Source organism: Microbacterium sp. GbtcB4, assembly GCF_019091465.1.
GTDB classification, from domain to species: domain Bacteria; phylum Actinomycetota; class Actinomycetes; order Actinomycetales; family Microbacteriaceae; genus Microbacterium; species Microbacterium paraoxydans.
The window spans coordinates 355362-368843 of record NZ_JAGXJJ010000002.1 but is presented as its reverse complement, the minus strand read 5'-3'; the positions used below and the strand labels follow the sequence as shown (position 1 = coordinate 368843).

The following is a 13482-nucleotide window of genomic DNA, read 5'->3' as shown; positions in this document are numbered from 1 at the left end:
ACGGCGGGTGCGCCGAGCCGGCTCTGGCGTATAGTCGGTGTCCTGGGAGTCGACGCCGGTCGCGACTCTGGGGAATTCGACCGGCGACCCGAGCGGACCGTGTGGGCGGATCCGGGGGGAGGATCGCGTGTCAATCGTGCACGGACGGCTGGCCGTCGTCGTCGTGAACTACGCCTCGGCGCGGCTGCTCGAGCGCAACCTGGTGCTCGTGGAGCGCGAGGCCCGCGCCGTCGACGAGGAGACGCTGATCGTCGTCGTCGACAACTGGGCGGGTACCGCGGAGCGCGAGGCCGCCGTCGCCGCCGCACAGGCGCACGGATGGACTCTCATCACCCCCGAGACGAACAGCGGATTCGGCGGCGGCGTCAACATCGGGGTCGCCCGAGCGCTCGCCGACGGCGCGACCGACGTCCTCGTGATCAACCCGGACGCCCATATCGACCGAGCGTCGCTGGCGCGCCTGGCCGCGGTCACCGCGGCCTCGCGCACGACCCTCGCCTCGCCGGTGATCACCGACTCCGACGGACGCACCTGGTTCGCAGGCATCGACCTCCTGCTCGACGACGGCACGATGCGCGCGCGCCGCAAACGCCGGGCGGACGACGTGCGCCCCTATGAGCCGTGGCTGAGCGGCGCCTGCCTGTGGATCACCCGCGAGGTGTGGGCGCTCTCGGGAGGCTTCGACGACGAGTACTTCCTCTACTGGGAGGACGTCGACTTCTCCCGCCGCGTGGTCTCGGCCGGAGGCACCCTCATCCTCGTGGAGGAGGCGACGGCCGTGCACGACGAGGGCGGCACGCAACGCGCCGAGCCCCAGCTCGCGAGGGCGAAGTCGGAGGGCTACTACTTCTACAACATCCGCAACCGGATGCTGTACGCGGTCCGGCACCTCGACGACGAGGCCGTGCATCGCTGGCGCCAGTCGATACCCCGTACCGCCCGCGAGGTGATCCTCCGCGGCGGCCGCCGACAGCTGCTGCACTCCGCCGCTCCGCTCCGCGCCTACGTCCGCGGGGTGCGCGAGGCCCGGCGGATCGCGCGACTCTCCGGCACGGACCCGAAGGGAACGACATGGTCGTAGACGCCTACCGACAGCTCGCACGGGCGCAGAAGGGGCACGCGCGTGGCGCACCGGCCTATTCGGTCTACGTGAACCGCCGGCTCGGACGCGTGCTCGCCGCGGTGGCGTTCCGGCTCGGCCTCACGCCGAACCAGGTGTCGATCATCAGCGCCGTCCATTCGTTCGCGGCGATCGGTCTCATCGCCTTCGCCCCGGTCACCGTGCCGTTGGGGCTGCTCATCGCGCTCCTCCTCGTCCTCGGCTACGCGTGGGACTCCGCGGACGGTCAGGTCGCCCGGCTCCGCGGCGGCGGGAGCCCGCAGGGCGAGTGGCTGGACCACTTCATCGACACGCTCAAGATCGCGTCCCTGCATCTGGCCGTGCTGATCGGCCTGTACCGGGTCCTCCCGGAGACGCCGTCGCTGCTGCTGATCCCCATCGTGTTCAGCATCGTCGCCACGACCACGTTCTCGGGCATGCTCCTGAACGACCTCCTCAAGGGCAAGCATTCCGTGGCGTCCACGCACGAGCGTGGCGGAGGCACCCTCCGACGCTCGCTCGTGCTGCTGCCGACCGACTTCGGGCTGGTCTGCCTCGTCTTCGTCCTCTGGGGCTGGACGCCGGTGTTCCTCGTCGCCTACAGCGCGCTCTGTGCCGCTGCGGTGCTGTTCCTCGTGCTCGCCGCGGTGAAGTGGTTCCGCGAGATCGGAAGGCTGGGTGACGCGGCATGACCGGCGGCTCGATCCTCATCGTGTGCGCGGCCAACGTCTGCCGCTCCCCCCTGGCCGAGCTGGCGCTGCGGCGCGGGCTGGGGGAGGGGTCCGCGCTCGTGGTGCGCAGCGCCGGCGTGCGCGCCCACGACGGCGACCCGATCTGCGCTGAGGTCGCCGCGCGGCACACCGACGAAGGCTGGCAGGCGCAATCGCGGGCGCATCGAGCCCAGGAGGTCACGACGGAGATGCTCGCCGAGGCGGACCTCGTGCTGACCGCCTCGCGCGATGTCCGGGGGGACCTGGTGCGGGCCGCGCCCGAGTACCGCGACCGGATGTTCACGCTGCGCGAGGCGGCGCACCTCGGGATCGGCTTCCCGTCCGGGGGGTCCGACGTGGTCGCCGACTACCTCGCGCACCTCGATCGGGCGCGGACACGCGCCGTGCCGCTCGGCGGCCCGCCGCGTCGCGGCGGTGCGCTCCGTCATCTCCTCGACCGGCGCTCCGCCCAGGACCCGGCGTCCATCGCCGATCGGCACGGGAGTCGGGGACACACCGACACCATCACCGAGGTCGAGCAGGCCGTCGATGCGATCGCCGGGCAGCTCGGCGGGCACCGCCGACATTCCTCCTGAGCCGAGGGTTGTGGTTTTCCACGGTCCGCACTACCATTAGCCGACGCCGTGTTCTGCACGGCTGGGGGGAAACCGGAGCCGAGGGGGCTCTGGCTGGGGAATCTGGGTTCTGGGGAGCTGCAGTGTTCACTGTTTCAGCATGCCGTTCTGGGGACGGCTCATCTCGCGCACGACGTGCGCTGTTCATCGCGCCCGTCGTGGCGCTCGCGCTCGCCTTCGCCGGCTGCACGGCGGCACCGGATACCGCGGCGTCGCCGGAGCCCGAGGGCACCAGCACGACCGACTGGACGCCGCCGGCCGATCCCGAGGCCCAAGGGCCCACCGAGGCCCCCGCGTTGACCGAGGAGAGCGGCGCGCTGGACGCGGAGATCGCCCTGTCCACCGACATGGTCGTGACCGTCGACGACATCTCGACCACCGAGATCACCCCCGAGACGCCGGGCGAGTATGCCGGCTCCGCCGTGGTGGTGACCGTGAAGGTCGCGAACGGGTCGAAGCGGGCGCAGAGCATCGACTCCGCCGTCGTCAGCCTCGTCACCGACGACGGCGACGTGGGGGTGGCCACCACCGCGGGTCCGAACGAGCCGCTCCACGGGGAGCTGGCCGCCGGCGACGACGCCACGGGCACCTACGTCTTCATGCTCGACCCCACGAAGGGTCGCGCCGTGAAGATCAGTGTGAACTATGCCGCCGGTGAGCCGGTGGCGACCTTCGCGGGCGAGCTCTCCTGAGCTGTGGACGCGACGACTTCCGCCGCGTCTCGTACGTGACACTTTCGAAGAAGAAATCTGGGGCTGGGGAGCAACATGGGTAAGACATCCACTTCGAGGCGGGCGCTGAGCGCACTCGCGTCGGTCGTGACGGCGGCGCTGCTGATCACGGGCATGACCACGCTGGGGGCGACCGGGGCGGCAGCGGCCGATACACCGCCGACGCCACCGCCGCTTCTGCAGCGGAACGACGACGTGGTGACGTCGGACCCGATCCCGACCGTGCAGATCGACAACGGGTATGTGTGGGCGCAGACGACGATCGGCTCGACCGTCTACGCGGTGGGCAAGTTCGACAACGCCCGCGCACCGCTCGCCGCGCCGGGGACGAGCCTGACCGCCCGTTCCAACGTCCTCGCGTATGACATCAACACGGGTCAGCTGCTCTCCTTCGCACCGCAGGTGAACGGCGTGATCAAGGCCGTGGCCGCTTCGCCGGACGGCAGCCGCATCTACATCGGCGGCTCCTTCAACGCCGTCAACGGTCAGACGCGCTGGAACTTCGCCGCGCTGGACGCCGTGACCGGACAGCTCGTGCCCGGCTTCTCGCCCTCGATCGGCGGCAGCGGCGTGTATGCCCTCGCCACCTCGGGCTCGAGCGTCTACGTCGGAGGTCTCTTCACGCAGGGCAACGCGACCCCGCGCAAGAACCTCGCGGCCTTCTCCTCGACGAACGGCGCGCTGCTCAGCTGGGCGCCGCAGACAGACCTTCAGGTCGACGCCATGGTGATGGACCCGGCGGGTCAGAACGTCATCGCCGCCGGTCGTTTCTCGCAGGTCAACGGCGACCTGACGATGCGCGGCACCGTCGCGCTCGACAAGACGACCGGCGCGGTGGACAGCGGATGGGCGCTGCCGCAGACGGTGAAGAACGGCTCGAACACCGGGGCGAACTCGGGCAAGGCGGGGATCTTCGGACTCGCGGCCGACGCCGGCGCCGTGTACGGCACCGGGTGGGTGTACGCGGACGCGGCCACGGGCAACCTCGAGGGTACCTTCGCGGCAGAGGCCGGAAGCGGCCAGGTCCGCTGGATCGCGGACTGCCTCGGCGACCACTACGGCGTCTACTCGACCGGCAAGACGGTCTACACGACCAGCCACACCCATGCCTGCAGCACCATGGGCATGCACCCGGAGCAGAACCCGCGTACGCACCGGTACTCGGAGGCGTACACGGCGGACGCCCGCGGTCTGCTGGGCAACCAGCCCGCGGCCGGTGGCACGTACAAGAACTGGGCCGGGACGCCGGCGCCCTCGGCCTACGCCTGGACGCCGGACTGGGCCGTGGGCGTGACCACGGGGATGGGTCAGGCCGGACTCTCGATCACCGGTGCCGGGAACATGATCTCGATCGGCGGTGAGTTCCGCTCCGTGAACAACGGCCGATTCGAGGGGCTCGTGCGCTTCTCCACCAACCCGCCCGGCGGCGCGAAGGACGGCCCTCGGCTGTCGGGTGCCAATTGGACCGGCACGGCGCAGTCGTTCATCCCCGGGCGTGCGCGGATCTCGATCCCCGCGAACTGGGATCGTGACGACCTCACGCTGACCTATGAGCTGCGTCGGACGGGGACCACCGCACCGGTGGCCACCGCCACCGCCCGCGGCACCTGGTGGGACCGCCCCTCGGTGAACCTCGAGGACAAGACCGCAGCTCCCGGGTCGACGCAGGAGTACACCGTCGTCGCGAAGGACAGCGCGGGCAACTCCGTCTCCAGCCAGGCGATGAGCGTGACCATCGCGGCCGGTGCGGTGTCGAACTACGTCAACGCCGTCACGGCGGACGGACCGCAGCTCTACTACCCGCTCGGCACCGCCGCGCAGGACTGGGCCGGATCCAACACCCCCGTGTTCGGCACGGGAGTGACCGCATCGACGTCCGGTGTGGAGAACACCGCGACCGGCGCCTCGACCTTCACCGGGACGAACGCGGGCCGTGTGGCCTCCGGGAGCAAGATCGCCGCGCCTTCCGAGTTCTCGACCGAACTGTGGTTCAAGACCAACACGACCAGCGGTGGCAAGCTGATGGGCTACGGCGCTGCGGCGTCGGGTGAGTCGACCAGCTACGACCGTCACATCTACATGACCAACAACGGCCGCCTCGTCTTCGGTACCTACAACGGCAGCACGCAGACGGTGCAGAACGGCGCGGCGCTCAACGACAACCAGTGGCACCATGCCGTCGCGACGCAGAGCGCGGACGGGATGAAGCTCTACGTCGACGGCCAGCTCGTGTCGTCGCTCGCCGGGGCCACGACCGCGGAGAACTACACGGGATATTGGCGTATCGGCGGGGACAACCTCGCCGGCTGGCCGTCCGAGCCCAGTTCCAAGTACTTCAAGGGGTCCCTGGACGAGGTCGCGGTCTATCCGTTCGCTCTCACCCCGACGCAGGTGAAGACGCACTACGGCATCGGCAAGGGCTTCCAGGCCCCCACGGCGGCCTTCTCCGCCACCCCGACCGACCTCGCCGTCGCGTTCGACGCGGAGGCCTCGGCGCCCGCGGGGTCGGCGACGATCGCCGGCTACCGGTGGGACTTCGGCGACGACTCGGCCACGGCGACCGGCAAGACGACGAGCCACACGTACGAGAAGTCCGGCACCTACACGGTGACGCTGACGGTGACGGACAGCAACGGGCTCGCCAGCACGGCGCAGAAGCAGGTCGTGGTGCAGGCACCGAACGTCCTTCCGACGGCTGCCTTCGAGACGACCGCGAACGGCCTGACGGTCTCGGCCGACGCGTCCGCCTCGGCGGACTCGGACGGCTCCCTCGCCTCCTACGCCTGGAACTGGGGGGACGGCACGACGTCGACCGGGCAGGTCGCCACGCACGTGTACGCCACCGCCGGCACCCGCACGGTGACTCTGACCGTCACCGACGATCGCGGCGGCAGCGCGTCCACCACTCGACAGGTGACGACCACGCATGCCGACCCGGTGGCGGCCTTCACGGCGACGGCATCGGGGCTGAACGTCAACGTCTCCGCCGCGGGTTCGAGCGCGTCCGACGGCGCGACTCTGACCTACTCGTGGAACTGGGGTGACGGATCCCCTGCGGGCTCCGGAGCCTCCGCCGGCCACACGTACGCGAGCGCCGGGGCGCGCGAGATCACCCTGACGGTGACCGACAGCCTCGGGTCGACGGCGGCGGCCACCAAGACGGTGACGCTGACCGCTCAGGTGTTCGCGGCATCCGATGCCTTCGGCCGTGTCGTCTCGAGCGGCTGGGGCGCCGCCGACAAGGGAGGCACCTGGGCGCCGGTGAGCGGCTCCGCCGCGGTGCTCTCCGTCGGCGACGGCGTGGGCAAGGTGAACCTGACGCCGGGTGAGACGAGGGAGATGCTGCTGCAGGGCACGTCGGTCCTCGACTCCTCCGCGCGCATCAGCTACACCCTCGCGTCCGGTCCCTCCACCGGGGTGGCATACGAAGGACTGGGCGCCCGCCGTTCCGGGTCCTCCGGCTACCGAGCGCTCGCCTGGCACCGGGCAGACGGCACGACCTGGCTCGTGATCCACCGCAACGGCACCGCGATCGCCAGCACCGCCGTCTCCGGGCTCACCTGGAGCGCGGGCAGCTCGTTCACGCTCCTGATGGAGACGACCGGGTCGTCCACGACGACCATCCGCGCCAAGCTGTGGGCGTCGGGGTCGGCGGAGCCCGCGAACTGGCAGCTCACCACGACGGATGCGACTCCGGCCCTCCAGGTCGCCGGCGCCCCGACCGTGTTCTCCTACCGCGCGGGCAGCGCCACCGGCACCAACCTCGCCAGCTTCGACGACTTCACGCTGAAGAACCTCGGCACGCCGGCCCCTGAGCCCGAGCCGCAGCCCGAACCGGAGCCCGCGAATGTCGCTCCGGTGGCTGCCTTCACCGCGACCGCGACCAACCTCACGGTCGCCGTGGACGGCAGCGCCTCGACCGACTCCGACGGCACGATCGCCTCGTACGCCTGGAACTTCGGCGACGGGACGACCGGGACGGGTGCGACGAGCAGCCGCACCTACACCGCGGCGGGGACCTACACCGTCACCCTCACGGTGAAGGACGACAAGGGTGCCACGCACACCACCACCAAGCCGGTGACCGTGACTGCGCCTCCCGTCGAGCCGGAGCCCGAGCCCGAGCCCGAGCCGCAGCCGGCTCCGGTGGCGGACGACGGCTTCGATCGCACGGCGGGACCCGGCTGGGGCACCGCCACGGTCGGCGGGGCGTGGACGATCGCGGGCGGTTCGCAGGCGGCGGCGACGGTGGCCGACGGTCAGGCCAAGCTGAACCTCATCGCCGGGGACACCCGCCACGCGACGCTCAACACCACGTCGGCCGCCGACACGGTGCTCGAGACGCAGTTCCGGGTCGACCAGGCCCCCGCGGCGGGTGGCGCCTACATCGGCGTGATCGCGCGGCAGTCGGCGGCCGGGAAGTACTTCGTCCGCGCCTGGCTGCGTCCTGACGGCACGGTCTGGCTCGTCGTGCACCGTGAAGGGACCGTCCTGCGCACGCAGGCCGTACCCGGGCTGGTCTGGGCGGCGGACACCTCCTACAACCTCGAGGTGTCCGTGACCGGGACGACGTCGGCGACGCTGTCCGCCAAGTTCTGGCCGACGGACAACACGAAGCCGGCAGCCTGGCAGATCACCACGACCGACGCGGCGCCCCTGGGCGCCGGCGCGGTGGGTCTGAGCGGCAACCGCTCCGGCAGCGCGACCGCGCCGTTGGGCGTGTCGTTCGATTCGTTCCGCGTCACCGCACCGCAGTAAGATCCTGACGCATGGCCACTGCTGTCCCGATCGCGCTCCTCGCCTTCGGCGGAATCGCGGCAGTGGCCATCGTCGTGTTCGCCCTCCGGCTGCTTCCGCGCGCCGCCTTCGCGGTGTGGGCCGTCGTGCTGTTCTTCGTGCCGCTCTGGGTGGGTGTCAACCTCGGGTTCTACTGGGCGGGGATCACCCTGCTCACCGTCCTGCTGATCATCGTGAACTGGTCGGTCGTGCCGCTGCGCGCCGCCGACGCCTGGGTCGCGGCGTTCGTCCTCGTCGTGGTCGGCCTGTACGGGTTCGGCACTGTCGACCTCGCCTCCCTCGTCGCCTCGCTCCTGGAGTGGGTGATCCCGTACATCTGGGGGCGCGTGGTGCTCGCGCGTGTGACGACCGACTGGATCACGTCCACGATCGCGGTCGTGGCCATCGTGGCTGCGGCGCTCGCTGTGGTGGAGTTCCTCACGTCCTTCAACCCCTTCGTCCTCATCCCCGGGTCGGGTGTGGTGTACGAGACGTGGAGTCCGCTGCAGGAGCGCGGTGGGGTGCTGCGTGCGGAAGGCGCCTGGGGGCACTCGATCGCGCTCGGCGCCGCGCTCGCGATGTCCTCCGCGTTCGTCGTGGCGACGCGGTGGCGGCTGTTCCCGAAGATCACCGGCATCGTGCTCATCGCCACCGCCACGGTCTTCACTTTCAGTCGTGCCGGCCTGCTCACGCTGGTGCTCACCCTGGTCCTGTCCACCTTCCTCATCGTCGGCGTCTCGACCCGCTTCCGGGTGACGGTGGCGGTCGCCGGCGTGATCGGCGCCGCGATCGTCATCCCCGTCATCGATTCCGTGTTCGGTGCGGCGGGGGATGAGGCCGGAGGCAGCGCCGACTACCGCACCGACCTCCTGGTCCTCCTGGAGCAGGTGCAGCTGTTCGGCAACCCCGGCGACTGGCACTCCCTCGTCTCCGGCGACTACTACCTGGGGTACTTCGCGCGCTCGGTGGACAACGCCCTCGTGCTCACGCTCCTCCGGTACGGCTACGTGCCGACGCTGCTCATCATGGCGGCCGTCGTCTGCGCGGCGCTCCTGGCCGTGCGGCGGTCGACGCGGAGTCCTGCCGCCCTCGCTGTCGTCGGGCAGCTTCCGAGCCTGGTCGTCGTCGCCCTCATCACGCAGTACAGCATGTTCCTGTGGTTCTGCGTGGGGCTCGCGGTGACCTGGGCCCGAGACGCGGGGACACGATCCACCGCGGCCGACACGGCATTCCTGCGCGATCTTGACACGTCGGCGCCGCCGCCGACCCGAGCCGCTCCACAGGTGCGGCAGACGTGAGGGAGACGTGCAGATGGCTCCTCTAGAATCGAGACCTCAGGGGGAATGGGGAGTCATGGCCGAGAGCCGGGTCAGCCTGCGTGTCATCGCGGGCTCACTGCGTAAGTTCTGGTGGTTGATCGTGCTGTGCGGCGTGGTGGGCGCCGCCGGGTCATACGGATACGCGTCGCTGCAGACGCCGTTGTTCCAGGCGACCACCTCGCTCTACTTCGCGCTCAACCAGGGTACGAGTGCCTCCGATCTCAACCAGGGGTCCGTGTACACCCAGAGCCAGATGCTCTCCTTCGCCCAGCTGGCGACGAGCTCGCGGGTGCTCGACCCGGTGATCGAGGAGCTCGGTCTCGACACGACACCTCGCGCGCTCGCCAGAGACATCGAGGTCACCATCCCGCAGAGCACGGTCACGCTGCGCGTCACCGGCATCACCGACGACCCTGAGTCCGCTGCCGAGCTCGCGAACGCGGTCGCCGAGCAGCTCATCACGGTCGTGAAGGACGTCGCCCCGAAGGACCCGCAGGGCGAGTCCACGATCACGGCCGAGGTCATCGACGACGCGGTGGTCCCGGAGTTCCAGTTCACCCCGAGCAAGCCGAGGGATGCAGCGCTCGGCGGGTTCCTCGGTGGCGTGCTGGGCCTCGCGGCCGCTGTGCTCATCGGAGTGCTGGACACGCGGGTCCGCAACGAGGAGGCGCTGACGCAGGCCGGGGGAGATCCCGTGCTCGGCGTCGTCTCCAAGTCGCCGTTGCTGGAGGCGCGGGGAATCGCCGTCGCCCAGGAGCCGCTCGGCCACACGTCCGAGGAGTTCCGGCGCATCCGGTCGGCGCTCGCGTATGCGAACGTCTCGTCCCGGGTGAAGGTGCTGCTGGTGACTTCCGGCATGCCAGCCGAGGGCAAGTCGACCGTGTCGGTGAACCTCGCGATGACCCTCGCGGCGCTCCGCAACTCCGTCCTCCTGATCGACGCGGACATGCGGCGCCCGCGCGCCCACGAGCACGCCGGCATCGACGGTTCGGTCGGACTCACCAGTGTGCTGCTCGACGAGGTCGAGTTCGAGGTGGCGAAGCATCGTGTCGCGGACACCACGCTCGACATCCTCCCGGCCGGCACCATCCCGCCGAACCCTGCCGAGCTGCTCACGTCGGCCCGCATGGCGCAGCTTCTCGACTTCGCGGCCGCGGACTACGACTACGTCGTGATCGACTCGCCCCCGACGCTCAGCGTCGCGGACGCCAATCTCCTGGCCACCCAGACGGACGGCGTGATCCTCGTCGTCGACGCCACGAAGACGAGGCGCGCAGCGTTGGAGAAGAGCATCAAATCGCTGGAATCGGGCGGCGCACGCATCCTCGGCACGGTCCTCAACCGCGCACGTCCCGATCGTCACCGCAGCGAGTACTACAGCGAGTGACCGGCTCGAGGTCCGCTGTGCGCGGGCACGCAGCATATCGGCGGAGGGGCTCGAAACGTTTGCCATCGCCTGGAGAGGCGGTTATTCTTCATGGGTTGCGAGGGGGGCTCGCTCTTTGTCGCCGGGGTTGAAACTGCGGCGAAGCGTGGGTTGATCGTGCAGTCTGCCCCAGAAACGGTGACATCGTGTCCTTTCCGTTCCCTGTTCGTCCCTCGTCTTCCGTAGCGCCCGCCGCGCTGCGGCGTCGCCATCGCATGCTCGCTGGCGTCCTCGGCATCGCCGTCGCGCTCTCCGGAGCGCTGGTCGCCGCACCGGCGTCCGCGGCGGTCGCCGCCTCACCGTCCGTCCGGCCGGCAGCCACGTTTGCGGCGCCTCTGCTCTCGGACGACATGAACCGCACCGTCGCCTCCGGCTGGGGCGCGGCTCCCGTCGGCGCCTGGCGCGTGGTCGAGGGCACGTCGAGCGTCACGAACGGGCGGGGGATGCTCGCCAGCCGGAAGCCCGGGATCACGGCGCGGGCGACCGTGGCCGGGGTGACCGCGGCGGACGTGTCCAGCCGTTACACGGTGACCGTCCCCGCCCTCCCCGTCGGTGGCCCCCTGTACCTCGCCCAAGCCGTCCGCATCGTCGGCAAGGACTCGTACGGCGTGCGGCTGCGGGTGCACCCCGACGGCTCCGCCTACGTCTCCGTCGTCCGGATGACCGATCTCACGACGGTGCAGAACCTGAGTGAGCGGCGACTCCCGTTCGCAGTGACGAAGGGCATGTCACTGCGCGTCGCGCTTGATGTGACGGGGACCAGCCCGGTGACGCTCGCGGCCAAGGCCTGGGTGGCAGGGGCGGCCGAGCCCTCCGCGTGGCAGGTGACGCACGCCGATTCCTCGGCGGCCCGGATCACCGCCGCGGGGGGTTACGGCTTCGCACTGTACACCTCGTCCGGGGCGAAGGCAGCCGCTCCGCTGGCGCTCGACGACCTCCTGGTCACCGCGCCATCGCCGACTCCTGCACCGACTCCTGCACCGACTCCTGCACCGACTCCGACTCCGACGCCGACCCCTGCGCCCGCACCGAACCCGGCTCCGCCGGCGAACCCGACGAACCCGGTCACGCCCGCCCCGCCGGCGACTCCGGCCGGCGTCCGCGGAAAGCCAGGTGCTGCTGCCCCCGGCACGCTGTCGTACCCGGCTCCCGCGACCGCGATCTACGCGGCGCCGGGCGGATCCGACAATGCCGCCGGCACGCAGAAGGCGCCGGTGCGCACGATCGCGGCGGCGCTGCGGCTCGTGCCGAACGGAGGGACCATCGTGCTCCGGGGCGGGACCTACCACGAAGAGGTCATCGTGCCGCCGCAGAAGCGGGTCACGATCCAGCCGGCTCCGAACGAGGCGGTCTGGATGGACGGGGCGAAGGCCGTCACCGGCTGGAAGGCCGCAGGGAACACCTGGACGGTGGACGGGTGGGGGACGGCGCTCGACTCGAGCCCCACGTACACGAAGGGCGCGCCCGACAATGCCCAGGCGGAGTGGCGCTTCGTCGATCCCGCGTATCCCATGGCCGCGCATCCGGATCAGGTGTGGGTCGCGGGCGTGCAGCTCCGGGAGGTCGGTTCCGCGGCACAGGTGGTCGCCGGGACGTTCTTCGTCGACGACAGGGCGAAGCGGCTCGTGATCGGCACGGATCCCACCGGCAAGTCCGTGGAGGCGAGCGTCCTCACGCAGGCACTCTCGATCCGCTCCGCCGGATCCGAGGTGCGTGGCATCGGCGTGCGGCGATATGCCACCAGTGTGCCCCAGATGGGGACGGTCATCGCCGCGGCGAGCGACATCACGCTGGCCGACGTGACCATCCGGGACAACTCGACGACCGGGTTCTACTCCTGGGCGCCCCGGACGACGCTGACACGGGTCTCGTTGATCGGCAACGGGCTTCTCGGCGGTGGGGCGAGCCAGGCCGACGGCTTGAAGGTGAAGCAGATGCTCTCCGTCGGCAACAACGCCGAGCGCTTCAACCACTCCCCGGTATCCGGCGCGTTCAAGGTCACCCGGACGCGGGGCGTGACCGTGTCCGACAGCGCCTTCACCGGGAACGCCGGGCGTGGTCCCTGGTTCGACGAGTCGGTGATCGACATCGTCTTCACGGGCAACGACGTGATCGGCAACACCGGTCACGGCGTCATGGTCGAACTCTCCGAGCGGGCGGTCGTCGCGGACAACATCATCGCGCGCAACGGCGATTTCGGACTGTTCGTCCTGAACTCCGGAAACGTGAAGATCTGGAACAACACCTTCGTGGGCAATGCCAACCGGAACGTCAGCATCGGTCAGGACGCTCGCCGAGCCTCCGACCCGAACGCGGCCGGCCATGATCCACGCACGCGGTACGCGCCGCTGGCGCCATGGATCGTGCGCAACACCGTGATGTCGAACAACGTCATGGCGGAGAGCGCCGGCAACTGCCTCGTCTGCGTGCAGGACTACTCGACCACCTTCACGGGTGCGCAGATGATGTCGAGCGTGAACGGCAACCTGTACCACCGCACCGCCCCGGGCACACCCCGGTGGTTCTCGGCGTGGTCGAAGGGATCCGTCTCGCGGGATCCGGCGGTGGCCGACACCCTCGCGGCCTTCACGGCGGCGACGGGCCAGGACCGCCGCTCGCAGTTCGTGCAGGGAGCCTCCGTGGTGTCCGCGACATACGCACTGATCCCCGCGCAGGCGCAGCGGCAGGCCGCAGTGGCAGTGCCGGTTCCCGCGGATATCGCCTCGGTATCGCGACTCCCCGGCAACAGCGCGACGCTGGGAGCCCTGCCGCGGTGACGATCTAGG

At 70.4% G+C, this 13482-nt stretch carries 8 protein-coding genes; all 8 read left to right on the top strand.

The window, feature by feature from the left end; all coding sequences use genetic code 11:
• Nucleotides 1–127: 127 nt before the first annotated feature.
• The 8 genes from KVS71_RS05690 (at nt 128) to KVS71_RS05655 (ending at nt 13473) form a co-directional block, all read left to right on the top strand.
• The gene (locus KVS71_RS05690; RefSeq protein WP_368874557.1) at nt 128–1081 is read left to right on the top strand and encodes a glycosyltransferase family 2 protein; all 954 of its coding nucleotides are present in this window, start codon (nt 128–130) and stop codon (nt 1079–1081) included.
• Complete coding sequence (locus tag KVS71_RS05685) at nt 1072–1791, top strand: CDP-alcohol phosphatidyltransferase family protein (RefSeq protein WP_060922258.1); 720 nt, start codon at nt 1072–1074, stop codon at nt 1789–1791. The genes KVS71_RS05690 and KVS71_RS05685 overlap by 10 nt, the downstream gene beginning before the upstream one ends.
• On the top strand, nt 1788–2405 hold the full coding sequence (locus KVS71_RS05680) for a hypothetical protein (protein ID WP_217584083.1): 618 nt from the start codon (nt 1788–1790) through the stop codon (nt 2403–2405). Before KVS71_RS05685 ends, KVS71_RS05680 begins: the two co-directional genes overlap by 4 nt.
• A 197-nt stretch (nt 2406–2602) precedes the next feature.
• Complete coding sequence (locus tag KVS71_RS05675) at nt 2603–3136, top strand: DUF4352 domain-containing protein (protein ID WP_217584082.1); 534 nt, start codon at nt 2603–2605, stop codon at nt 3134–3136.
• Nucleotides 3137–3211: 75 nt separating this feature from the next.
• On the top strand, nt 3212–7933 hold the full coding sequence (locus KVS71_RS20225; protein WP_302676496.1) for a PKD domain-containing protein: 4722 nt from the start codon (nt 3212–3214) through the stop codon (nt 7931–7933).
• Between the two features lie 11 nt (nt 7934–7944).
• A complete protein-coding gene (locus KVS71_RS05665) occupies nt 7945–9249 on the top strand; it encodes a hypothetical protein (protein WP_105949222.1) in 1305 nt (434 codons plus the stop codon).
• A 55-nt stretch (nt 9250–9304) separates the two neighbouring features.
• The gene (locus KVS71_RS05660; protein WP_060921567.1) at nt 9305–10657 is read left to right on the top strand and encodes a polysaccharide biosynthesis tyrosine autokinase; all 1353 of its coding nucleotides are present in this window, start codon (nt 9305–9307) and stop codon (nt 10655–10657) included.
• Nucleotides 10658–10911: 254 nt separating this feature from the next.
• Nucleotides 10912–13473 carry a right-handed parallel beta-helix repeat-containing protein gene (locus tag KVS71_RS05655; RefSeq protein ID WP_254635468.1) on the top strand — a complete coding sequence of 854 codons (2562 nt, stop codon included), beginning with the start codon at nt 10912–10914 and terminating at the stop codon, nt 13471–13473.
• The last annotated feature ends 9 nt before the right edge of the window (nt 13474–13482 follow it).

Excerpts from the sequence above, each read along its gene's own strand:
- KVS71_RS05685 (WP_060922258.1), top strand. The coding sequence starts at position 1,072 with ATGGTCGTAGACGCCTACCGACAGCTCGCACGGGCGCAGAAGGGGCAC.
- KVS71_RS05680 (WP_217584083.1), top strand. The coding sequence starts at position 1,788 with ATGACCGGCGGCTCGATCCTCATCGTGTGCGCGGCCAACGTCTGCCGC.
- KVS71_RS20225 (WP_302676496.1), top strand. The coding sequence starts at position 3,212 with ATGGGTAAGACATCCACTTCGAGGCGGGCGCTGAGCGCACTCGCGTCG.
- KVS71_RS05665 (WP_105949222.1), top strand. The coding sequence starts at position 7,945 with ATGGCCACTGCTGTCCCGATCGCGCTCCTCGCCTTCGGCGGAATCGCG.
- KVS71_RS05660 (WP_060921567.1), top strand. The coding sequence starts at position 9,305 with ATGGCCGAGAGCCGGGTCAGCCTGCGTGTCATCGCGGGCTCACTGCGT.
- KVS71_RS05655 (WP_254635468.1), top strand. The coding sequence starts at position 10,912 with ATGCTCGCTGGCGTCCTCGGCATCGCCGTCGCGCTCTCCGGAGCGCTG.